This window comes from Streptomyces sp. NPDC021019 (assembly GCF_044333295.1).
GTDB lineage: Bacteria > Actinomycetota > Actinomycetes > Streptomycetales > Streptomycetaceae > Streptomyces.
In genome coordinates this window covers 1,056,560-1,078,739 of record NZ_JBIRQR010000001.1, presented here as the reverse complement: position 1 = coordinate 1,078,739, position 22,180 = coordinate 1,056,560, and the positions used below count along the sequence as shown (strand labels likewise).

At 70.2% G+C, this 22,180-nt stretch carries 18 protein-coding genes; 1 reads left to right on the top strand and 17 read right to left on the bottom strand.

The window, feature by feature from the left end; genetic code table 11:
• Window positions 1-5: 5 nt before the first annotated feature.
• The 15 genes from recQ to ACH4RG_RS04950 form a co-directional block, all read right to left on the bottom strand.
• On the bottom strand, window positions 6-2,069 hold the full coding sequence (gene recQ, locus ACH4RG_RS05020; protein WP_398539391.1) for a DNA helicase RecQ: 2,064 nt from the start codon (window positions 2,067-2,069) through the stop codon (window positions 6-8).
• 154 nt (window positions 2,070-2,223) lie between these two features.
• On the bottom strand, window positions 2,224-3,888 hold the full coding sequence (gene nuoN, locus ACH4RG_RS05015; RefSeq protein ID WP_397927718.1) for an NADH-quinone oxidoreductase subunit NuoN: 1,665 nt from the start codon (window positions 3,886-3,888) through the stop codon (window positions 2,224-2,226).
• On the bottom strand, window positions 3,885-5,456 hold the full coding sequence (locus tag ACH4RG_RS05010) for an NADH-quinone oxidoreductase subunit M (RefSeq protein ID WP_397919739.1): 1,572 nt from the start codon (window positions 5,454-5,456) through the stop codon (window positions 3,885-3,887). Before ACH4RG_RS05010 ends, nuoN begins: the two co-directional genes overlap by 4 nt.
• A 4-nt stretch (window positions 5,457-5,460) precedes the next feature.
• Window positions 5,461-7,356: an NADH-quinone oxidoreductase subunit L gene (gene nuoL / locus ACH4RG_RS05005; protein ID WP_397919737.1), complete on the bottom strand. Its 1,896-nt coding sequence runs from the start codon at window positions 7,354-7,356 to the stop codon at window positions 5,461-5,463.
• A 12-nt stretch (window positions 7,357-7,368) separates the two neighbouring features.
• Window positions 7,369-7,668, bottom strand: a complete 300-nt coding sequence (gene nuoK / locus ACH4RG_RS05000) for an NADH-quinone oxidoreductase subunit NuoK (RefSeq protein ID WP_018960446.1) — start codon at window positions 7,666-7,668, stop codon at window positions 7,369-7,371.
• Window positions 7,665-8,531 (bottom strand): NADH-quinone oxidoreductase subunit J, encoded by an 867-nt coding sequence (locus tag ACH4RG_RS04995; protein ID WP_397927717.1) that lies wholly within the window; start codon window positions 8,529-8,531, stop codon window positions 7,665-7,667. The genes nuoK and ACH4RG_RS04995 overlap by 4 nt, the downstream gene beginning before the upstream one ends.
• Window positions 8,528-9,229 carry an NADH-quinone oxidoreductase subunit NuoI gene (gene nuoI, locus ACH4RG_RS04990; RefSeq protein ID WP_398539131.1) on the bottom strand — a complete coding sequence of 234 codons (702 nt, stop codon included), beginning with the start codon at window positions 9,227-9,229 and terminating at the stop codon, window positions 8,528-8,530. The genes ACH4RG_RS04995 and nuoI overlap by 4 nt, the downstream gene beginning before the upstream one ends.
• The gene (gene nuoH, locus ACH4RG_RS04985; RefSeq protein WP_398539130.1) at window positions 9,222-10,625 is read right to left on the bottom strand and encodes an NADH-quinone oxidoreductase subunit NuoH; all 1,404 of its coding nucleotides are present in this window, start codon (window positions 10,623-10,625) and stop codon (window positions 9,222-9,224) included. The genes nuoI and nuoH overlap by 8 nt, the downstream gene beginning before the upstream one ends.
• Window positions 10,622-13,132, bottom strand: coding sequence for an NADH-quinone oxidoreductase subunit G (locus ACH4RG_RS04980; protein WP_398539129.1), 2,511 nt, complete (start codon window positions 13,130-13,132; stop codon window positions 10,622-10,624). The genes nuoH and ACH4RG_RS04980 overlap by 4 nt, the downstream gene beginning before the upstream one ends.
• Window positions 13,129-14,511 (bottom strand): NADH-quinone oxidoreductase subunit NuoF, encoded by a 1,383-nt coding sequence (nuoF, locus tag ACH4RG_RS04975; RefSeq protein ID WP_398539128.1) that lies wholly within the window; start codon window positions 14,509-14,511, stop codon window positions 13,129-13,131. Before nuoF ends, ACH4RG_RS04980 begins: the two co-directional genes overlap by 4 nt.
• Window positions 14,508-15,362, bottom strand: a complete 855-nt coding sequence (nuoE, locus tag ACH4RG_RS04970) for an NADH-quinone oxidoreductase subunit NuoE (protein WP_397919727.1) — start codon at window positions 15,360-15,362, stop codon at window positions 14,508-14,510. The genes nuoF and nuoE overlap by 4 nt, the downstream gene beginning before the upstream one ends.
• Window positions 15,363-15,391: 29 nt before the next feature.
• Complete coding sequence (locus ACH4RG_RS04965) at window positions 15,392-16,714, bottom strand: NADH-quinone oxidoreductase subunit D (protein WP_397919725.1); 1,323 nt, start codon at window positions 16,712-16,714, stop codon at window positions 15,392-15,394.
• Entirely contained in the window at window positions 16,714-17,442 is a 729-nt protein-coding gene (locus tag ACH4RG_RS04960) for an NADH-quinone oxidoreductase subunit C (RefSeq protein WP_397919723.1), read from the bottom strand. Before ACH4RG_RS04960 ends, ACH4RG_RS04965 begins: the two co-directional genes overlap by 1 nt.
• Complete coding sequence (locus ACH4RG_RS04955) at window positions 17,439-17,993, bottom strand: NADH-quinone oxidoreductase subunit B family protein (RefSeq protein ID WP_018490715.1); 555 nt, start codon at window positions 17,991-17,993, stop codon at window positions 17,439-17,441. Before ACH4RG_RS04955 ends, ACH4RG_RS04960 begins: the two co-directional genes overlap by 4 nt.
• Window positions 17,994-18,011: 18 nt before the next feature.
• The gene (locus ACH4RG_RS04950) at window positions 18,012-18,371 is read right to left on the bottom strand and encodes an NADH-quinone oxidoreductase subunit A (RefSeq protein WP_003967084.1); all 360 of its coding nucleotides are present in this window, start codon (window positions 18,369-18,371) and stop codon (window positions 18,012-18,014) included.
• Between the two features lie 922 nt (window positions 18,372-19,293).
• On the opposite strand from ACH4RG_RS04950, the gene ACH4RG_RS04945 reads away from it, so the two are divergent.
• Window positions 19,294-20,151, top strand: a complete 858-nt coding sequence (locus ACH4RG_RS04945; protein WP_397919721.1) for a C40 family peptidase — start codon at window positions 19,294-19,296, stop codon at window positions 20,149-20,151.
• Window position 20,152: 1 nt separating this feature from the next.
• Here ACH4RG_RS04945 and ACH4RG_RS04940 read toward each other — a convergent pair whose 3' ends face one another.
• Window positions 20,153-21,364, bottom strand: coding sequence for a Cmx/CmrA family chloramphenicol efflux MFS transporter (locus tag ACH4RG_RS04940; protein WP_398161550.1), 1,212 nt, complete (start codon window positions 21,362-21,364; stop codon window positions 20,153-20,155).
• A gap of 431 nt (window positions 21,365-21,795) precedes the next feature.
• Window positions 21,796-21,972, bottom strand: a complete 177-nt coding sequence (locus ACH4RG_RS04935) for a hypothetical protein (RefSeq protein ID WP_397919717.1) — start codon at window positions 21,970-21,972, stop codon at window positions 21,796-21,798.
• Window positions 21,973-22,180: the final 208 nt, after the last annotated feature.

Sequence of the window (22,180 nt, the reverse complement as noted above, 5' to 3'; positions counted from 1 at the left end):
ACGGGTCACTCGTACTCGGGCGGTTCCTCGTCCCAGCCGAACTCGGGGTCGCCGTGCTGCGGGGCCGGGGCGACCGGGGCCTTCGTGCGAGCCGCCGGGGCAGCCGCCGGGCGGGACGCGGGCACGGGAGCCGCGGCGGGGGCCGGGGCCGCCAGTGCGGGAGCTTCCGCCGCCGCCCCCGAAGGCGTCTGCGCCAGGACCTCCAGCACGCCCTCCCCGTACGTCGCGAGCTTCTTCTCGCCCAGGCCGCTGACGCCGCCCAGCTCCGCGAGCGAGGCCGGATGCAGGGTCGCGATCTCGCGCAGCGTGGCGTCGTGGAAGATCACATACGCCGGGACGCCCTGCTCCTTCGCCGTCGCCCCGCGCCAGGCGCGCAGCGCCTCGAAGACCGGGACAGCGGCCTCGGGGAGATCGGCGGCGGCCGCCTTGCCCTTGGCGCCCTTGGCTCCGCCGACCGAGGACGACGACCGGGACGTCGGCTTCTTCGGCTCCTTGCGGAGCAGCACGTCCCGCTCCCGCCCCAGGACCGTGGCGCTCTCGTCGGTCAGGACCAGCGTGCCGTACTCCCCCTCGACCGCGAGGAGCCCCTGGGCCAGCAGCTGGCGCACCACACCGCGCCACTCCGCCTCCGCCAGCTCCTCGCCGATGCCGAAGACGGAGAGCTGGTCGTGGTCGAACTGGATGACCTTGGCGGTCTTGCGGCCCAGCAGGATGTCGATGATCTGGCCCGCGCCGAACTTCTGGTTCCGTTCGCGCTTCAGCCGCACCACCGTGGAGAGCAGCTTCTGCGAGACGACCGTGCCGTCCCACGTCTCCGGCGGGGTCAGGCAGGTGTCGCAGTTGCCGCAGGCGGGGGCCGTGGGTTCCTGGCCGAAGTAGGTCAGCAGCTGGGCCCGGCGGCACTGGACCGTCTCGCACAGGGCCAGCATCGAGTCCAGGTGGGAGGCGGCCCGGCGGCGGAACGCCTCGTCGCCCTCGCCGCCCTGGATGAGCTTGCGCTGCTGGACGACGTCCTGGAGCCCGTACGCCATCCAGGCCGTCGACGGCTCCCCGTCACGGCCCGCGCGGCCGGTCTCCTGGTAGTACCCCTCGACGGACTTGGGGAGGTCGACGTGGGCGACGAACCGGACGTCCGGCTTGTCGATGCCCATGCCGAACGCGATCGTCGCGACGACGACGAGCCCATCCTCGCGGAGGAAGCGCGCCTGGTGGGTGGCGCGCGTCCCGGCGTCCAGGCCCGCGTGGTACGGCACGGCCTCCACGCCGTTGCGGCAGAGGTACTCCGCGATCTTCTCGGTGGAGTTGCGCGAGAGGCAGTAGACGATGCCCGCGTCCCCGGCGTGCTCCTCCTTGAGGAAGGTGAGGAGCTGCTTCTTGGGCTCGGACTTCGGCACGATCCGGTACTGGATGTTCGGCCGGTCGAAGCTTGCGACGAAGTGCTTCGCGTCCGGCATGCCGAGGCGGCGGGTGATCTCCTCGTGCGTGGCGTGGGTCGCGGTCGCCGTCAGGGCGATGCGCGGAACGTCCGGCCAGCGCTCGCCGAGCACGGACAGGGCCAGATAGTCGGGGCGGAAGTCGTGGCCCCACTGGGCGACGCAGTGCGCCTCGTCGATCGCGAAGACGGAGATCTCGCCCCGGGCCAGCAGGGAGAGGGTGGAGTCCAGGCGCAGCCGCTCCGGCGCCAGGTAGAGCACGTCCAGCTCGCCCGCGAGGAACTGCGCCTCCATCGAGCGGCGCTCGTCGAAGTCCTGCGTGGAGTTCATGAAGCCGGCCCGGACGCCGAGCGCCCGCAGGGCGTCGACCTGGTCCTGCATGAGGGCGATCAGCGGGGAGACGACCACTCCGGTGCCCCGCCTGACCAGGGACGGGATCTGGTAGCAGAGGGACTTTCCGCCGCCGGTGGGCATGAGCACGACCGCGTCGCCGCCCGCCACCACGTGCTCGATGACCGCGCCCTGCTCGCCGCGGAACGACTCGTACCCGAAGACGCGGTGCAGCGTCCGCCGCGCCTCGCTCTCGCCGCCCGTGTCGGTGCCGGTTCCGGTCACCGTCCCGGTGGTCTCATCCATGGTCACGCCCAATGCTCTGTCCCCCGAGGGTCCGCACGCCCGGCCCTGTCCGTCCTGCTCTCGTCCCCGTCCACGATAGGCGGCGGCAACGACAACGCCGGACGGTCTGTGGACAACCGACCGTCCGGCGCTGCTGACCCGCGTACCGCGCGGGCTACCGCACGAACACTCCCGCCTGGCTCGCCAGGTCCAGGAAGTACTGCGGGGCCAGGCCCAGCACCAGGGTGACGGCGACGCCGACCGCGATCGTCGTCATGGTCAGCGGGGACGGGACGGCGACCGTGGGGCCGTCCGCCTTCGGCTCGCTGAAGAACATCAGGACGATCACACGGATGTAGAAGAACGCGGCGACGGCCGAGGAGAGCACACCGACGACGACCAGCCCGCCGGCCCCGCCCTCGGCGGCCGCCTTGAACACCGCGAACTTGCCGGAGAACCCGGAGGTCAGCGGGATGCCCGCGAAGGCCAGCAGGAACACCGCGAAGACCGCGGCGACCAGCGGCGAGCGCCGGCCGAGCCCGGCCCACTTGGACAGGTGGGTGGCCTCGCCGCCCGCGTCCCGCACCAGCGTGACGACGGCGAACGCGCCGACCGTCACGAAGGAGTAGGCCAGCAGGTAGAAGAGGACCGAGGAGATGCCCTCCGGACTGGCCGCGATGACGCCCGCGAGGATGAAGCCCGCGTGCGCGATCGAGGAGTAGGCCAGCAGCCGCTTGATGTCGGTCTGGGTGATCGCGACGATCGCGCCGCCCAGCATCGTGATGATGGCCACCGCCCACATGACCGGCCGCAGGTCCCAGGCGAGGCCCGGCAGCGCCACGTACAGCAGGCGCAGCATCGCGCCGAACGCCGCGACCTTCGTGGCGGCGGCCATGAAGCCGGTCACCGGGGTCGGGGCGCCCTGGTAGACGTCCGGGGTCCACATGTGGAACGGGATGGCACCGACCTTGAAGAGCAGGCCGACCAGGACCATCGCGCCGCCGATGAGCAGCAGCGCGTCGTTGCCCATGGTGTCGGCGAGGGCCGGGTCGATCTCCAGGACCGACCCGTCGACGACATGGGCGATGTCGGCGTACGAGAGGGAGCCCGCGTAGCCGTAGAGGAGGGCGATCCCGAAGAGGAAGAACGCCGAGGAGAACGCGCCGAGCAGGAAGTACTTCACAGCGGCCTCCTGCGACAGCAGCCGCTTGCGGCGGGCCACGGCGCACAGGAGGTAGAGCGGGAGGGAGAAGACCTCCAGCGCGATGAAGAGGGTCAACAGGTCGTTGGCGGCCGGGAAGACCAGCAGCCCCGCCACCGAGAAGAGGAGAAGCGGGAAGACCTCGGTGGTGGCGAAGCCGGCCCGGACGGCGGCCTTCTCGCCCTCACCGCCCGGTACGGCTCCGGCCTGGGCGGCGAAGGAGTCGACCCGGTTGCCGTGGGCGGTGGGGTCCAGTCGGCGCTCGGCGAAGGTGAACACCGCCACCATGGCGACCAGGAGAATGGTGCCCTGGAGGAACAGGGTGGGGCCGTCGATCGCGATGGCGCCCATGGCCACGATCCCGGCGTCCGTGGTGCCGTATCCGCCGGCCGCGAGGCCGACGATCGCGGCGAACGAGGCGGCGACCGCCACCACGGTCAGGAAGAGCTGGGCGTGGTAGCGGGCCCGGCGCGGCACGAAGGCCTCCACCAGGATGCCCAGGACGGCGGCGACCACGATGATCAGGACCGGCATCAGCTGGGTGTACTCGATCTTCGGCGCCGTGAACGTGCTGCCCGGTGCCGCCGATGTCACCCCGCTCGCCGTCGTCCACAGACTGTGGACAGCTGTTGCGCTCACTTGGCGGCCTCCACCTCGGGCTGGGGGTCCTTCTTCTGTACGTCGGACATGGTGTGCTCCACCGCCGGGTTGACGACCTCGGTGAGCGGCTTCGGGAAGACGCCCAGGAAGATCAGCACGGCGATCAGCGGAAGCGCGACCGCCAGCTCCCGGGCCCTGAGGTCCGGCATGGACCGGACCGATTCCTGCACCGGGCCGGTCATCGTGCGCTGGTAGAGGACCAGGACGTAGAGCGCGGCGAGCACGATGCCGGAGGTGGCGATGATGCCCGCCACCGGATAGGCGCTGAACGTGCCGACGAGGACCAGGAACTCACTGACGAACGGGGCGAGTCCGGGCAGCGACAGGGTGGCGAGCCCGCCGATGAGGAACGTCCCGGCCAGAACGGGGGCGACCTTCTGGACCCCGCCGTAGTCGGCGATGAGCCGTGACCCGCGCCGGGTGATGAGGAATCCGGCGACCAGCAGCAGCGCGGCCGTCGAGATCCCGTGGTTGACCATGTAGAGGGTGGCGCCCGACTGGCCCTGGCTGGTCATCGCGAAGATGCCCAGGATGATGAAGCCGAAGTGCGAGATCGAGGCGTAGGCGATGAGCCGCTTGATGTCGCGCTGGCCGACCGCGAGCAGCGCCCCGTACACGATGGAGACGAGCGCCAGGGTGATGACCACCGGCGTCGCCCACTTGCTGGCCTCCGGGAAGAGCCCGAGGCAGAAGCGGAGCATCGCGAAGGTGCCGACCTTGTCGACGATCGCGGTGATCAGCACGGCGACCGGCGCGGTGGCCTCGCCCATCGCGTTGGGCAGCCAGGTGTGCAGCGGCCAGAGCGGGGCCTTGATCGCGAAGGCGAGGAAGAACCCGAGGAAGAGCCACCGCTCGGTGCTGGTCGCCATCTCCAGGGTGCCGTTGGCCCGGGCCTCGGTGATCTCGGAGAGCGAGAAGCTGCCCGCGACCACGTACAGCCCGATGACGGCGGCCAGCATGATCAGGCCGCCGGCCAGGTTGTAGAGGAGGAACTTGACCGCCGCGTACGACCGCTGGGTCGCGGCGTTCTCGTCGGTGCCCGCGTGGGCCCGGTCGCCGAAGCCGCCGATGAGGAAGTACATCGGGATGAGCATGGCTTCGAACAGGATGTAGAAGAGGAAGACGTCGGTGGCGACGAACGACAGGATCACCATGGCCTCGACCATGAGGATCAGGGCGAAGAAGCCCTGCGTCGGACGCCAGCGCGAGGACTTCGTCTCCAGGGGGTCGGCGTCGTTCCAGCCGGCGACGATGACGAAGGGGATCAGCAGCGCGGTGAGGCCGAGGAGCGCCACCCCGATGCCGTCCACGCCCAGTTCGTAGCGGACGCCGAAGTCGGCGATCCAGGACCGGGACTCGGTGAGCTGGTAGCGGTCGCCGCCCGGTTCGAAACGGAGGAAGACGACGGCCGCCAGGACGAGCGTGCCGAGCGAGAAGAGCAGCGCGAGCCATTTGGCCGCGGTGCGCCGCGCGGCGGGGACCGCGGCGGTGGCGATGGCGCCGATCGCCGGGAGCGCCGCCGTCGCGGTCAGGAGGGGAAAGGACATGTGATCAGACCGCCCTCATCAGCAGGGTCGCGGCGATGACGACCGCCGTACCGCCGAACATCGAGACCGCGTAGGTGCGGGCGTAGCCGTTCTGCATCTTGCGCAGCCGGCCGGAGAGCCCGCCGACCGAGGCGGCCGTGCCGTTGACGACGCCGTCGACCAGGGAGTGGTCCACGTAGACCAGCGAGCGGGTGAGGTGCTCGCCGCCGCGGACCAGGACCACGTGGTTGAAGTCGTCCTGGAGGAGATCGCGGCGGGCGGCCCGGGTGAGGACCGACCCGCGCGGGGCGACGACGGGCACGGGCCTGCGCCCGTACATCGCCCAGGCGATCCCGACGCCGATGACCAGGGCCACCACGGTGGCTCCGGTGACCGTCGCCGCGCTCAGCGGGGCGTGCCCGTGGTCGTAACCGGTGACGGGTTCCAGCCAGTTGATGAACCGGTCACCGATGGCGAAGAACCCGCCGGCGAAGACCGAGCCGAAGGCCAGCACGATCATCGGGATCGTCATCGACTTCGGGGACTCGTGCGGGTGCGGCTCCCGGCCCTCCGCGTCCGGCTGCCAGCGCTTCTCGCCGAAGAAGGTCATCAGCATCACGCGCGTCATGTAGAACGCGGTGATCGCGGCGCCCAGCAGGGCCACGGAGCCGAGGATCCAGCCCTCGGTGCCGCCCTTGGCGAAGGCCGCCTCGATGATCTTGTCCTTGGAGAAGAAGCCGGACAGGCCGGGGAAGCCGATGATGGCCAGATAGCCGAGGCCGAAGGTGACGAAGGTGACCGGCATGTACTTCCGCAGACCGCCGTACTTGCGCATGTCGACCTCGTCGTTCATGCCGTGCATGACGGAGCCCGCGCCGAGGAAGAGCCCGGCCTTGAAGAAGCCGTGCGTCACCAGGTGCATGATCGCGAAGATGTAGCCGATGGGGCCGAGGCCCGCGGCCAGGATCATGTAGCCGATCTGCGACATCGTGGAGCCGGCGAGGGCCTTCTTGATGTCGTCCTTCGCGCAACCGACGATCGCACCGAAGATCAGCGTGACCGCGCCGACGATGACGACGACCAGCTGGGCGTCCGGGGCGGCGTTGAAGATCGCGCCGGAGCGGACGATCAGATAGACGCCGGCGGTGACCATGGTCGCGGCGTGGATGAGGGCGGAGACCGGGGTCGGGCCCTCCATCGCGTCGCCGAGCCAGGACTGGAGCGGCACCTGGGCCGACTTGCCACAGGCGGCCAGGAGCAGCATGAGCCCGATGGCGGTCAGCTTGCCCTGGCTCGTCTCGCCCGCCGACTCCAGCACCGGCCCGAAGGCGAAGGTGCCGAAGGTGGTGAACATCAGCATGATGGCGATCGACAGGCCCATGTCGCCGACCCGGTTGACCAGGAAGGCCTTCTTCGCGGCGGTGGCCGCGGTGGGCTTGTGCTGCCAGAAGCCGATGAGCAGGAACGACGCCAGACCGACGCCCTCCCACCCGACGTACAGCAGCAGGTAGTTGTCGGCGATGACCAGGATGAGCATCGCCGCGAGGAACAGGTTGAGATAGCCGAAGAAGCGGCGCCTGCGCTCGTCGTGCTCCATGTAGCCGATGGAGTAGATGTGGATCAGGGTGCCCACACCGGTGATGAGCAGGACGAACGTCATCGACAGCTGGTCGAGCTGGAAGGCGATGTCGGCCTGGAAGCCCTCCACCGGAATCCAGCTGAACAGGTGCTGGTGCAGGGCCCGGTCCTCGGCGTCCTTCCCCAGCATGTCGGTGAACAGGATCAGTCCGACGACGAACGAGGCGCCGGCCAGTACGGTGCCGAGCCAGTGGCCGGTCTTGTCCAGGCGGCGTCCGCCGCAGAGCAGGACCGCCGCTCCGAGCAGGGGCGCCGCGACGAGCAGCGCAATCAGGTTCTCCACGTTTCCGACCCCTTACAGCTTCATCAGGCTGGCGTCGTCGACCGAGGCCGAGTGGCGGGAGCGGAACAACGACACGATGATCGCGAGTCCGACGACGACTTCCGCGGCGGCGACGACCATCGTGAAGAACGCGACGATCTGCCCGTCGAGGTTGCCGTGCATCCGGGAGAACGTGACGAGCGCCAGATTGCAGGCGTTGAGCATCAGCTCGACGCACATGAACAGCACGATCGTGTTCCGCCTGATCAGCACCCCGGAGGCGCCGATCGCGAAGAGCAGGGCCGCGAGGTAGAGGTAGTTGACCGGGTTCACTTGGCGGCCTCCGAATTCTCCGCCGCGGACGGGGGATTGGCTCCGCGCGCCACGGCGTCCGCGTCCTCACGTCCGAGCCGCTCCCCGGAGCGCTGCTCCAGGGCCTTGAGGTCGGCGAGGGACTGCTGCGAGACGTCGCGGATCTGGCCGCGCTGTCGCAGCGTCTGCATGACGGTGAGCTCGGACGGGGTGCCGTCGGGGAGCAGGCCGGGGATGTCCACCGCGTTGTGCCGGGCGTAGACGCCGGGGGCGGGGAGCGGCGGGAGGTGCTTGCCGCGCACGCGCTCCTCGGACATCTCCCGCTGGGTCTTCGCCCGTTCGGTGCGTTCGCGGTGCGTGAGCACCATCGCGCCGACCGTCGCGGTGATCAGCAGGGCGCCGGTGATCTCGAAGGCGAAGACGTACTTGGTGAAGATGAGGTTGGCGATCCCCTCGACGTTGCCGCCGTGCCGGGCGTTGGCCGCGCCGAGCCCGTTGAAGGTGCTCAGGGAGGCGTTGCCGATGCCTGCGATCAGCAGCACCGCGAAGCCGAGAGCGCACCCGAGGGCCAGCCAGCGCTGCCCCTTGAGGGTCTCCTTGACGGAGTCGGCGGCGGTGACGCCGACGAGCATGACGACGAAGAGGAACAGCATCATGATCGCGCCGGTGTAGACGACGATCTGGACGATGCCGAGGAAATACGCGCCGTTGGCGAGGTAGAAGACCGCGAGGACGATCATGGTCCCGGCGAGCGAGAGGGCGCTGTGCACGGACTTCTTCATCAGCACCGTGGAGAGCGCGCCGATCACGGCGACGGTGCCCAGGATCCAGAACTGGACGGCCTCGCCGGTCGAGGTGGTGGTGGCTGCGGCCAGCGCGTTCACTCCCCCACCCCCTTTCCCTGCCGGGCGTCGGCGGCCAGCGTCGACTCGATGGGGTCCTCGTCCTGGTCGGGCTTGTCGCCCTCGCCCTTGGACACGGCCGTCTGACGGACCGTGCCGGGAGCGGCCTCGGTGACCACGCCCCGGTAGTAGTCCTGCTCGTCCATGCCGGGGAAGATCGCGTGCGGGCTGTCGACCATGCCCTCTTCCAGGCCCGCGAGCAGCTCGTCCTTGGTGTAGATGAGGCTTTCGCGGGTGGTGTTGGCGAGCTCGAACTCGTTCGTCATCGTCAGTGCCCGGGTGGGGCACGCCTCGATGCAGAGTCCGCACAGGATGCAGCGCGCGTAGTTGATCTGGTAGACGCGGCCGTAGCGCTCTCCCGGGGAGTAGCGCTCCTCCTCGGTGTTGTCCGCGCCCTCCACGTAGATCGCGTCCGCCGGACAGGCCCAGGCGCACAGCTCGCAGCCGACGCACTTCTCCAGTCCGTCCGGGTGGCGGTTGAGCTGGTGGCGGCCGTGGAAGCGGGGTGCCGTCACCTTCGGCGTCTCCGGATACTGCTCGGTGAGCCGCTTCTTGAACATGGCCTTGAAGGTCACGCCGAAGCCGGCCACGGGGTTCTGGAACTTCTCCCCCGGCTCCCCTGCCCGGCCCGAGGACCCAGCGGACCCCGATGAGCCCGTGAGCTCTGGTTTCTCAGACACCGCCGGCCTCCTTTCCGTCACTCGCGCTTTCGTCACTCTGAGTATCCGCACCACCACTGACAACGAGCTCCCGCTCCCGCCGTGGTGTGCGCCTGGGCACCGGCGGCAGGGTCTGTCCGGGCAGCGGAGGCACCGGGAACCCGCCCGCCATCGGGTCGAAGGCGGGCTCCGGTCCGGCCGCTTCCTCCTCGGCCCGGTTCCTGCGGTCGCGGAACATGTCGACGACGAACGAGATCAGCAGGATCGCGATCACGACCGCACCGACGTACAGCACGATCCGGGAGAAGTCGTAGCCCTCGTTGCGCAGGGCCCGGACGGTGGCGACGAGCATCAGCCAGACCACCGAGACCGGGATGAGGACCTTCCAGCCCAGCTTCATCAACTGGTCGTAGCGCACGCGGGGAAGCGTGCCGCGCAGCCAGATGAAGAAGAAGATCAGCACCTGGAGCTTCAGGAAGAACCAGAGCATCGGCCACCAGCCGTGGTTCGCACCCTCCCAGAAGGCGGAGATCGGGTACGGGGCCCTCCAGCCGCCGAGGAACAGCGTCACCGCGATCATCGACACGGTCACCATGTGGATGTACTCGGCGAGCATGAACATCGCGAACTTGATGGAGCTGTACTCGGTGTTGAACCCGCCGACCAGGTCGCCCTCGGACTCCGGCATGTCGAACGGCGCCCGACTGGCCTCACCGACCATGGTCACCATGTAGATGATGAACGAGACCGGCAGCAGCATGATGTACCAGCGGTCCGCCTGCGCCTCCACGATGGTCGAGGTGGACATCGAACCGGAGTAGAGGAAGACCGAGGCGAAGGCCGCGCCCATGGCGATCTCGTACGAGATCATCTGGGCGGACGAACGGATTCCGCCGAGCAGCGGGTACGTCGAGCCCGAGGACCAGCCGCCGAGGACGAAGCCGTACACCCCGACCGCGCCGACGGCGAGGATGTAGAGCGCGGCGATCGGGAGGTCGGTGAGCTGCATCGTGGTGCGCTGCCCGAAGATCGAGACCTCGTTGCCCGCCGGGCCGAAGGGGATCACCGCGATCGCCATGAAGGCCGGGATCGCCGCGAGGATCGGCGCGAGGACGTAGACCGCCTTGTCCGCGCGCTTGACGATCACGTCTTCCTTGAGCATCAGCTTGATGCCGTCGGCGAGCGACTGGAGCAACCCCCAGGGGCCGTGCCGGTTGGGGCCGACGCGCAGCTGCATCCAGGCGACGACCTTGCGCTCCCACACGATGGAGAACAGCACGATCAGCATCAGGAACGCGAAGCAGAAGACCGCCTTGATGACGACGAGCCACCAGGGGTCGGTGCCGAACATCGAGAGATCCTCGGCGGCGAGGACGACGCTCTCGGGCGCCGTCGTGAATGCGGCGAGGCCAGTCACGCTCGTACCTCCGATGGTTCGACGGGCGCACCCGGTGCGGCGGCGGGGCCGATCCGCACCAGGCCGCCGGGGTTCGCGCCGGTGTCGGCGGGGATGCCGCGCCCCACCGAGTTCAGCGGCACCCAGACCACCCGGTCCGGCATGTCGGTGACCGCGAGGGGCAGTTCGACGGTGCCCGCGGGGCCGGTGACGGCGAGCAGGTCGCCGTCCTTGACGCCGGACTCGGCGGCGGTGACCGCCGAGAGCCGGGCGACGGCCGCGTGCCGGGTCCCGGCGAGCGCGGTGTCGCCCTCCTGGAGCCGGCCGAGGTCGAGCAGCATCCGGTGGCCCGCGAGGACCGCCTCGCCGTCGCCGGGCCGGGGCAGCGGCCGCGCACTCTCGCGCGGGTCATCCGCGTGGCCGCCCTCCCAGCCGCCGAGCCGGTCCAGCTCGCGGCGGGCGGCGGTCAGGTCCGGCAGGGCGAAGTGCACGTCCATGGCGTCGGCCAGCATGTGCAGCACCCGGGAGTCCGTCGGCGCCAGCGTCCGGGGCATCTGCTCCGGCTTCAGCGCCGCCTGGAACATCCGGACCCGGCCCTCCCAGTTGAGGAAGGTGCCGGACTTCTCCGCGACGGCGGCGACCGGGAAGACCACGTCCGCCCGGGCGGACACCGCACTCGGCCGCAGTTCCAGCGAGACCAGGAAGCCGACCTCGTTCAGCGCCCGGAGGGCACGGTTCGGGTCGGGCAGGTCCTCGACGCCGACCCCGGCGACGAGCAGCGCGCCCAGTTCGCCGGTGGCCGCGGCCTCGACGATCTGGCCGGTGTCGCGGCCGTGGCGGGTGGGCAGTTCGGCCACCCGCCACACCTCCGCGACCTCCTCGCGGGCCCGCGGGTCGGTGGCCGGGCGGCCGCCGGGCAGCAGGGTGGGGAGCGCGCCCGCCTCCACCGCGCCCCGGTCGCCCGCCCGGCGCGGGATCCACACCAGGCGTGCGCCGGTGGCGGTGGCGGTGCGGACGGCGGCGGACAGCGCACCGGGCACTCCGGCGAGCCGCTCGCCGACGATGATCAGGGAGTGCTCGGCGCGGAGCGCTTCGGCCGCGGCGGCCCCTTCGGCCTCCAGGCCGACGCCGCCCGCGAGCGCGTCGAGCCACTCGGCCTCGGTGCCGGGGGCGGCGGGCAGCAGCGTGCCGCCCGCCTTCACCAGGCCCCGGGTGGCGTGCGAGGCGAGCGCGAAGGTCTTCTGGCCGCTCTTGCGGTGGGCCTTGCGCAGCCGCAGGAAGACGCCGGGCGCCTCCTCCTCGGACTCGAACCCGACGAGCAGGACCGCCGGGGCCTTCTCCAGCGCGGTGTACGTGACCCCCTCGCCGTCCAGGTCCCGGCCGCGTCCGGCGACCCGGGCGGCCAGGAAGTCGGCCTCCTCGGCGCTGTGCACCCGGGAGCGGAAGTCGACGTCGTTGGTGTCGAGGGCGACCCGGGCGAACTTGCTGTACGCGTAGGCGTCCTCGACGGTGAGCCGGCCGCCGGTCAGGACGCCGGTACGGCCGCGGGCGGCGAGGAGTCCGGCCGCCGCTGCTTCCAGGGCCTCGGGCCAGCTCGCCGGTTCCAGCTCGCCCTCGGCGTTGCGGACCAGCGGGGTGGTGAGCCGGTCGCGCTGCTGGGCGTAGCGGAAGCCGAACCGCCCCTTGTCGCAGAGCCACTCCTCGTTGACCTCGGGGTCGTTGGCCGCGAGGCGGCGCATGACCTTGCCGCGCCGGTGGTCGGTGCGGGTCGAGCAGCCGCCCGCGCACTGCTCGCACACCGAGGGGGTGGAGACCAGGTCGAAGGGGCGGGAGCGGAAGCGGTACGCCGCCGAGGTCAGCGCGCCGACCGGGCAGATCTGGATGGTGTTGCCGGAGAAGTACGACTCGAAGGGGTCGCCCTCGCCGGTGCCGACCTGCTGGAGGGCGCCGCGCTCGATCAGCTCGATCATCGGGTCGCCCGCCACCTGGTTGGAGAACCGGGTGCACCGCGCGCAGAGCACGCACCGCTCGCGGTCCAGCAGCACCTGGGTGGAGATCGGTACGGGCTTCTCGAACGTCCGCTTCTTGCCCTCGAAGCGGGAGTCGGCGCCGCCGTGCGACATCGCCTGGTTCTGGAGCGGGCACTCGCCGCCCTTGTCGCAGACGGGGCAGTCCAGCGGATGGTTGATCAGCAGCAGCTCCATCACGCCCTTCTGCGCCTTCTCGGCGACAGGAGAGGTGATCTGCGACTTGACGACCATGCCGTCGGTGCAGGTGATGGTGCAGGAGGCCATCGGCTTGCGCTGGCCCTCGACCTCGACGATGCACTGGCGGCAGGCGCCGGCGGGGTCGAGGAGCGGGTGGTCGCAGAAGCGCGGGATCTCGATGCCGAGGAGCTCGGCGGCGCGGATGACCAGGGTCCCCTTGGGGACGCTGATCTCGATGCCGTCGATGGTCAGCGTGACCAGGTCCTCGGGCGGGATCGCCGCCTCGCCGCCCCCGGAGGGCGCACTCGTGGTGACTGTCATGCGTTCACCCCCCGGTGAGCGTTCTTGCCGTCGGTGTTCTTGTCGTCGGCCCAGGCCGTGGACCGGGCGGGGTCGAAGGGGCAGCCCTTGCCGGTGATGTGCTGCTCGTACTCCTCGCGGAAGTACTTGAGCGAGGAGAAGATCGGCGAGGCGGCACCGTCGCCGAGCGCGCAGAACGACTTGCCGTTGATGTTGTCGGCGATGTCGTTGAGCTTGTCGAGGTCGGCCATCTCGCCCTTGCCGCCCTCGATGTCGCGGAGCAACTGGACCAGCCAGTAGGTCCCTTCGCGGCAGGGCGTGCACTTGCCGCAGGACTCATGGGCGTAGAACTCGGTCCAGCGGGTGACGGCCCGCACGACGCAGGTCGTCTCGTCGAAGCACTGGAGCGCCTTGGTGCCGAGCATGGACCCGGCGGCGCCGACGCCCTCGTAGTCGAGGGGGACGTCGAGGTGCTCCTCGGTGAACATCGGGGTGGAGGAGCCGCCCGGGGTCCAGAACTTCAGGCGGTGACCGGACCGGATGCCGCCGCTCATGTCGAGGAGCTGGCGCAGCGTGATGCCGAGCGGGGCCTCGTACTGGCCGGGGCTGGTGACATGGCCGCTGAGCGAGTAGAGCGTGAAGCCCGGGGACTTCTCGCTGCCCATCGACTTGAACCAGTCCTTGCCCTTGTTCAGGATCGCGGGAACCGAGGCGATGGACTCGACGTTGTTCACCACAGTGGGGCAGGCGTACAGACCGGCGACCGCGGGGAAGGGGGGCCGCAGCCGGGGCTGGCCACGCCGTCCTTCGAGAGAGTCGAGCAGCGCGGTTTCCTCACCGCAGATGTACGCACCGGCGCCCGCGTGCACCGTGAGTTCCAGATCGAGTCCTGAACCCAGGATGTTCGTCCCCAGATAACCCGCCTCGTACGCCTCTCGTACGGCCTCGTGCAGCCGTCGCAGCACGGGGACGACCTCACCGCGCAGATAGATGAACGCGTGCGACGAACGGATCGCGTAACAGGCGATCACGATGCCCTCGATGAGGCTGTGCGGGTTCGCGAAGAGGAGCGGGATGTCCTTGCAGGTCCCCGGCTCCGACTCGTCGGCGTTGACGACCAGATAGTGCGGTTTGCCGTCCCCCTGCGGGATGAACTGCCACTTCATCCCGGTGGGGAAGCCCGCGCCGCCACGTCCGCGCAGACCGGAGTCCTTGACGTACGCGATGAGGTCGTCGGGCGCCATGGCGAGCGCCTTGCGCAGCCCTTCGTAGCCCTCGTGGCGGCGGTAGGTGTCCAGGGTCCAGGATTCGGGCTGGTCCCAGAAGGCGGAGAGGACCGGTGCGAGCAGCTTCTCGGGGCTCGTCCCGTTGTGGTCGATCTCGGCGGCCAAGGTCATCACTCCCCCTCCTCGGCTGCGGGCCCGGCCGGGTGCTCCGGGTCGGAGGCCGAGGTCTGCTGCGGTGCGTCGTGCGAGCTGAGGTGCTCGGACGGCGAAGGGTCGTGCGGTTGCCCGTCCTGGGGCTGCGCGTCCTGCGGTCGCGCGTCCTGGGGCTGTCCGGCGCGCGGGGAGACCACGCGCGCCTGCGGGAGGGCCTCGCCCTTGGCGAGCTTCAGCCCGACGAGGGAGGCAGGGCCCGCGCCGCCGGTCGCCTCGACGGCGCCGGGCCGCTCGTCGGGGAAGCCGGCCAGGATGCGGGCCGTCTCCTTGTACGAGCAGATCGGCGCGCCCCGGGTGGGCTCGACGGTCCGGCCGGCGATCAGGTCGTCGACGAGTTGCGTTGCGCTCTGGGGCGTCTGGTTGTCGAAGAACTCCCAGTTGACCATCACGACGGGCGCGAAGTCGCAGGCGGCGTTGCACTCGATGTGTTCGAGGGTGACCTTGCCGTCGTCGGTGGTCTCGTTGTTGCCGACGCCGAGGTGCTCCTTGAGCGTGTCGAAGATGGCGTCGCCGCCCATGACCGCGCACAGGGTGTTGGTGCAGACGCCGACCTGGTAGTCGCCGCTCGGCCTGCGCCGGTACATGGAGTAGAACGTCGCGACGGCGGTGACCTCGGCGGTGGTGAGGTCGAGCGTCTCGGCGCAGAAGGCCATGCCCGTACGGGAGACGTATCCCTCCTCGGACTGCACGAGGTGCAGCAGCGGCAGGAGGGCGGAGCGGCTGCCGGGGTAGCGGGCGAGCACCTCCTTCGCGTCCGCGTCGAGCCGGGCGCGCACCTCGGCCGGGTAGGGGGTGGCGGGGAGCTGCGGCATCCCCAGACTGACGTCTTGGCGTGATGTGGTCACCGGTCGACGCCTCCCATCACGGGGTCGATGGACGCGACGGCGACGATGACGTCGGCGACCTGGCCGCCTTCGCACATCGCCGCCATGGCCTGGAGGTTGGTGAAGGACGGGTCGCGGAAGTGGACCCGGTAGGGGCGGGTGCCGCCGTCGGAGACGACGTGCACGCCGAGTTCGCCCTTGGGGGACTCGACGGCGGTGTACACCTGACCGGCCGGGACCCGGAACCCCTCGGTCACCAGCTTGAAGTGGTGGATCAGGGCTTCCATGGAGGTGCCCATGATGTTCCGGATGTGGTCGAGCGAGTTGCCGAGTCCGTCCGGGCCGAGTGCGAGCTGGGCGGGCCAGGCGATCTTCTTGTCGGCGACCATGACCGGCCCGGGCTCCAGGCGGTCGATGCACTGCTCGATGATGCGCAGCGACTGGCGCATCTCCTCCAGCCGGATGAGGAAGCGTCCGTAGGAGTCGCAGGTGTCGGCGGTCGGGACCTCGAAGTCGTAGGTCTCGTAGCCGCAGTAGGGGTCGCTCTTGCGCAGGTCGTGCGGGAGTCCGGCGGAGCGCAGCACCGGGCCGGTGGCGCCGAGCGCCATGCAACCGGTGAGGTCGAGGTAGCCGACGTCCTTCATCCGGGCCTTGAAGATGGGGTTGCCGGTGGCGAGCTTGTCGTACTCCGGCAGGTTCTTCTTCATGGTCTTGATGAACTCGCGCAGCCGGTCGACCGCGCCCGGGGGCAGGTCCTGGGCGAGGCCGCCGGGGCGGACGAACGCGTGGTTCATCCGCAGGCCGGTGAAGAGCTCGAAGAGGTCGAGCACCAGCTCACGGTCGCGGAAGCCGTAGATCATGATCGTGGTGGCGCCGAGCTCCATGCCGCCGGTGGCGATGCACACCAGGTGCGAGGCGAGCCGGTTGAGCTCCATCAGCAGGACGCGCAGGACGGTGGCCCGGTCGGGGATCTGGTCCTCGATGCCGAGGAGTTTCTCGACGCCCAGGCAGTACGCCGTCTCGTTGAAGAAAGGCGTCAGGTAGTCCATGCGCGTGACGAAGGTGGTGCCCTGCGTCCAGTTGCGGAATTCGAGGTTCTTCTCGATGCCGGTGTGGAGGTAGCCGATGCCGCAGCGGGCCTCGGTGACGGTCTCGCCGTCGATCTCCAGGATGAGGCGCAGCACGCCGTGCGTGGACGGGTGCTGGGGGCCCATGTTGACGATGATGCGCTCGTCGTCGGACTTCACCGCGGACTCGACGACCTCGTCCCAGTCGCCGCCGGTGACTGTATATACAGTCCCCTCGGTGGTCGCTCGGGGTGTCGCGTGGGGAGTGGTCATCAGGAGTACGACCTCCGCTGGTCCGGAGCCGGGATCTGGGCGCCCTTGTACTCGACGGCGATGCCGCCGAGGGGGTAGTCCTTGCGCTGCGGGAAGCCCTGCCAGTCGTCCGGCATCATGATCCGGGTCAGGGCCGGGTGCCCGTCGAAGACGAGCCCGAAGAAGTCGTACGCCTCGCGCTCGTGCCAGTCGTTGGTCGGGTAGATCTCGACGAGCGACGGGATGTGCGGGTCGCTGTCCGGGGCGGAGACCTCCAGCCGGATCAGCCGCCCGTGGGTGAGGGACCGCAGGTGGTAGACGGCGTGCAGTTCGCGGCCCTTGTCGCCCAGGAAGTGGACGCCGCTCACGCCCGTACAGAGTTCGAAGCGCAGGGCGGGGTCGTCGCGCAGGGTGCGGGCGACCTGGACCAGGTGCTCGCGGGCGATGTGGAAGGTCAGCTCGTCGCGGTCGACGACCGTCTTCTCGATGGCGTGGGAGGGGAGCAGGTCCTGTTCCTCCAGGGCCCCTTCGAGCTCGTCGGCCACCTCGTCGAACCAGCCGCCGTACGGCCGGGATGCGGCTCCCGGCAGGGTGATGGTGCGGACGAGGCCGCCGTAGCCGGAGGTGTCGCCGCCGTTGTTCGCGCCGAACATGCCCTTGCGGACGCGGATGACCTCGCCGCCGGTGTCGCGCGGGGCGGGTACGGCGTTGCCGTTCTGCTCGCCGTTCGCGTCGGAGTTCTCGGTCACCGCAGCAGCCCCTTCATCTCGATCAGGGGCAGCGCCTTGAGGGCCGCTTCCTCCGCCTCGCGGGCGGCCTCCTCCGCGTTGACCCCGAGTTTCCCGTCCTGGATCTTCTGGTGGAGCTTGAGGATGGCGTCCAGCAGCATCTCGGGGCGCGGCGGACAACCCGGCAAATAGATATCGACCGGGACAATATGATCAACACCCTGCACAATGGCGTAATTGTTGAACATCCCACCCGATGACGCGCAAACTCCCATGGAGATGACCCACTTGGGATTCGGCATCTGGTCGTAGACCTGCCGCAGGACGGGCGCCATCTTCTGACTCACCCGACCCGCGACGATCATCAGGTCAGCCTGTCGCGGTGATCCGCGGAAGACCTCCATCCCGAACCGGGCCAGGTCGTAGCGGCCCGCGCCGGTCGTCATCATCTCGATGGCGCAGCAGGCCAGTCCGAACGTGGCCGGGAAGACGGACGACTTCCGCACCCAGCCCGCGGCCTGCTCGACCGTGGTCAGAACGAAGCCGCTCGGCAGTTTCTCTTCGAGTCCCATGGTGTGCCCCTCAGCCCCTCAGTCCCATTCCAGGCCGCCGCGACGCCATACATACGCATAGGCGACGAAGACGGTGAGCACGAAGAGCAGCATCTCCACGAGCCCGAAGATCCCCAGGGCGTCGAAGGAGACCGCCCAGGGATAGAGGAAGACGATCTCGATGTCGAAGACGATGAAAAGCATCGCCGTCAGGTAGTACTTGATCGGGAAGCGGCCGCCTCCGGCGGGAGTCGGGGTGGGTTCGATACCGCACTCGTACGCTTCGAGCTTTGCCCGGTTGTACCGCTTGGGGCCGATAAGCGTGGCCATGACCACGGAGAAGATCGCAAACCCTGCCCCGAGGGCGCCGAGCACGAGGATGGGCGCGTAGGCATTCACGCTCCTCGCTCCTTCCAGTCGTCCTTGACCTGTGGACCGCATCGGGCGACCGGCTCGCCACCTCACCAAGATCGTGCACATGTGAGGCAGTTCACAAGCCCGACTGCCCCGCATCCTATGCCCGGCCCCCTGTGATCTGCGACACGGGGTACGACAACGGCTTTGTGATCTCCACCACCTGACGAAGGATCATGAAGTCCTATGAGCGGTGATCTTCGTACGCGAAGCGGCCGAGTGATCACGAGACGTGACATTCGGCGGCGTTACCGCTGGTCAAAGGCGTGCCGCGCTATCAATGGGCGGCCCGTACAAGCAAATTGGCGATGGAACGCCCGGGAGTGATAAGGGCGCCACCCGAGATCGACGACCGCCCGGCGGGGCGACTCCGGCGGCGGCCCGGCGGGGCGACTCCGGCGGCGGCCCGCTCGACGATCGCCCGCGCGAGGGGCGGTGGGGGTCGATGCGGACATGTGCACGCATTCACGAACTTCCGGATCGAGCACCCGGAGGGCGCCACCACGCCGGCCCGGCCCGCGAGTGGAGTCGCCGCCTCCACCGGCACGGGACGACCGCGAGGCGATCCCGGGGGCCCGTGGGCAACCACGGACCCCCGTGCGGCGGCCACGCGGATCGCGGCCGCGAGGGTTGCCCGTTCCGACACACCCGCACTGTGACCTGCGCCACTCGGCCCCGCACCCCGGAAAGCCGGGCTTGGCCATCAGTGTGAACGGATGGTAAGCGACGGGCAATTCGGGCGTATTACCGAAAGGCAATGATCACGGGCCTGATAGGTGCCGCCCGATTTGCCCGTTACGGCGTCAATAAAGGTGCCCCGAAAGCGGATTCACAGATTCCGAACGTAACTGTGTCGCAACACACGTTTCTTGATGGGAGCCCTACAGCCCTGATAGCGCTAGTACCTATGTCCCACACCGCTCACATACCCAGCCACCGGAAGCCCCGTCAGCGCGCCTCGAAGTCGGCACTGCGAGCCGGAGTTGCCGGTGGCGTCCTCAGCACCATCGCGGTCGCGGGTGCCGCCGGTCCGGCCCAGGCCGAGCCGGTGACCCAGACGATCGAGATGCCCACGATCACGTCCGGCTTCTCCACCGCCGTGGCCGCCTCCGCCCAGGCCACCCAGCAGGTCGCCCTCGACCTGGAGACGCAGGCCGACGAGGACGCCGCGGCCGAGAAGGCCGCCAAGACGGCCAAGAAGGCGCACGCCGAGGCCGTCCGCAAGGCCGAGGCCAAGAAGAAGGCCGAAGCCGCCGCGAAGGCCAAGGCCGAGGCGGAGGCCGAGGAGCGCGCCGAGCGCGCCTCCCGGACCTCCGAGCGCACGACGCTCAGCGCCTCCTCCGGCTCGTCGGGCTCCTCGGACTCGGGCAGCTCCGCCTCCGCGCCTTCTTCCTCCTCCTCGAACGTGAGCGGCTCCGCCGCCTCCATCGTGGCGTTCGCCAAGGCGCAGGTCGGCGACGCGTACGTGCCCGGCGGCACCGGCCCCAACTCCTGGGACTGCTCCGGCCTGGTCCAGGCCGCGTACCGCACAGCGGGCATCGACCTGCCGCGCGTCTCGCAGTCCCAGTCGACGTTCGGCACCCAGGTCTCCCTGGACAACCTCCAGCCCGGCGACATCCTCTACTGGGGTAGCGCGGGCAGCGCGTACCACGTCGCGATCTACGTCGGCGGCGGCGAGTTCGTCGGGGCGCAGAACTCCAACACCGGCACGGTGCAGCGCTCCATGGACTACGACCGGCCGACCGGCGCGGTCCGCGTTCTCTGATTCACAAGCGCCCGTCGGCGCTCAGGTCGACAGCCTCTGAGGGCCGCCGCTCCCCCGCTCGGGAGCGGCGGCCCTTCGCCGTCGTCGCGGCGACGAGCAGGGCCAGGACCATCAGCAGGGCGCTCACCCAGACCGGGGCCCGGTAGCCGAACCCGGCGTCCAGGGCCAGGCCGCCCGCCCACGGCCCCACCGCCGCCCCCAGGTTGAACGCGGTCGTCGAGAAGGCGCCGGCCAGCGTCGGGGCCCCGGAGGCGAGGCCCAGGACCCGGGTGATCAGGGCGGTGCCCGTACCGAAGGCGAGCATGCCGAGCAGCGGGATCAGCGCCAGGGCGAGCACCGGGCGGCCCGCCGTCAGGGCGAGGGCCGCCCAGCCGAGGGTGAGGGCGGTCATGCCCGTGGCGATGACGGCGACCGGGCGGGCGTCGGCGAACCGGCCCGCCACCGTGACCCCGGCGAACGAACCCGCCCCGAACAGCGCCAGGGACACCGGCACCCATCCCGCGCCCAGCCCCGTCTCCCGGGTGAGGAGCGGCTCCAGGTAGGAGAAGGCGCAGAAGGTCGCCCCCTGCACCAGGGCCATCGTGAGCAGGACCGGCCGCGGCCCGGGGCCGGTCAGCGCGCGCAGTTCGTCCCGCACGGGTACGGGAGCGGCGCCCGTGTCCGTACCCCGGCCGCCCGGGATGGAGCGCAGGACCGCGAGGAACGCGGGCAGCGAGACGATCGCGACCGCCCAGAAGGCCGACCGCCACCCCCACCGCTCCCCCAGCACCGCGCCGGCCGGTACGCCCACGACGCAGGCGATCGTCACGCCGCCGACCACCACGGCGGTGGCCCGGCCCTTCAGCCGGTCCGGGACCATCGCGATGGCCGTGGTCAGCGCGACCGCCCAGAAGCCCGCGTTGGCGAGGGCCCCGGCGAAACGGGTCACCAGGAGCACCTCGTAGCTCGGGGTGAGAGCGCCGACGACATGGACGGCGACGAACACCGCGAGGAAGAGGAGCAGGGCGCGGCGGCGGGGCCAGGCGCGGCCCGCGAGCGCCATCAGGGGTGCGCCGACGACCATCCCGACGGCGAAGGCGGAGGTGAGGAGGCCGGCGGCGGAGAGGGAGACGTCGAGGTCGGCGGCGATGCCGGAGACGAGCCCGGACAGCATGAACTCGGAGGTGCCCTGGGCGAAGACCGCGAGGCCCAGGACGTAGACGGCGAATGGCATGGGTGAGTAGCCCCTTGGACGGAACCGTCGGGTGGACAGACAGACCGGAGTGCGGGGATACGGGCCGCGGAGACGTCCGCCGGTGGTCCGGCGGGACGTCGCGGGAGAAGTGCCCGGCGGTGATCGGCCGGTGGCACGGAGAGGTGCCCTGCGGTGACGATCGGCCGGTGGCACGTACCCCGCGTACGGCGGTGCTTCAGCGCGTACGCGGGGGGGGAACGGCCCGGACCCGCGGTGAGCAGGGGGCGTGGAACCGTGGTGAAGGGGGCCGTTGACCCGTGGGTCAGCCGGCGACGCTCAGCACGAACACGGCCACCGGCACACCGGTGGCCGGAGTCTGTCGGACTCGGGGCTGGTCATGGCGGAGAGACTACCGGGCGGGCGGCGGGGCCTCCAGCGGTTTTCCGGGCCGGAGGGGACCGCCGCCCGGATCAGCGGCGGCGCGGGCGGCGGGTAGTCCGCTCCGGCTCCTTGGCCGAGGTGGTGGGCGCGGGCAGCGCGTCGTACGCGGCGTCGAAGTCCTCGTCCTCCTCCGTCGCGGTCGGGTCCACGGCGAAGCGGGGCTCCAGGAAGAGCCCGTGGTGCTGGGGCAGGGAGGCGGTGGTCATGGCTGTCTGTCCTTGGGGTCGAGCAGCGCTGTATCGGCTTTTTCCGTACCCCGCTGGCCTGCGTTCGATGTGAGCGTGCGTCAAGAAGAGTGGCACGCACCGCGTGCCGCCACTGCGGGCGGGGGCGGGCGGGTGCCGTCCGGTCCGGTACTGCCGACGACCGGGGGCGCGCAAATCATCGCACACGATCCCCCGGGAGGATGAGGAT

What these genes read in the sequence shown, in the direction of transcription:
- ACH4RG_RS04940 (WP_398161550.1), bottom strand. Translation starts at nt 21,364, where the DNA reads ATGCCATTCGCCGTCTACGTCCTGGGCCTCGCGGTCTTCGCCCAGGGC.
- ACH4RG_RS04935 (WP_397919717.1), bottom strand. Translation starts at nt 21,972, where the DNA reads ATGACCACCGCCTCCCTGCCCCAGCACCACGGGCTCTTCCTGGAGCCC.
- ACH4RG_RS04980 (WP_398539129.1), bottom strand. Translation starts at nt 13,132, where the DNA reads ATGACAGTCACCACGAGTGCGCCCTCCGGGGGCGGCGAGGCGGCGATC.
- ACH4RG_RS04955 (WP_018490715.1), bottom strand. Translation starts at nt 17,993, where the DNA reads ATGGGACTCGAAGAGAAACTGCCGAGCGGCTTCGTTCTGACCACGGTC.
- recQ (WP_398539391.1), bottom strand. Translation starts at nt 2,069, where the DNA reads ATGGATGAGACCACCGGGACGGTGACCGGAACCGGCACCGACACGGGC.
- ACH4RG_RS04965 (WP_397919725.1), bottom strand. Translation starts at nt 16,714, where the DNA reads ATGACCACTCCCCACGCGACACCCCGAGCGACCACCGAGGGGACTGTA.
- ACH4RG_RS05010 (WP_397919739.1), bottom strand. Translation starts at nt 5,456, where the DNA reads ATGTCCTTTCCCCTCCTGACCGCGACGGCGGCGCTCCCGGCGATCGGC.
- nuoE (WP_397919727.1), bottom strand. Translation starts at nt 15,362, where the DNA reads ATGCCGCAGCTCCCCGCCACCCCCTACCCGGCCGAGGTGCGCGCCCGG.
- ACH4RG_RS04945 (WP_397919721.1), top strand. Translation starts at nt 19,294, where the DNA reads ATGTCCCACACCGCTCACATACCCAGCCACCGGAAGCCCCGTCAGCGC.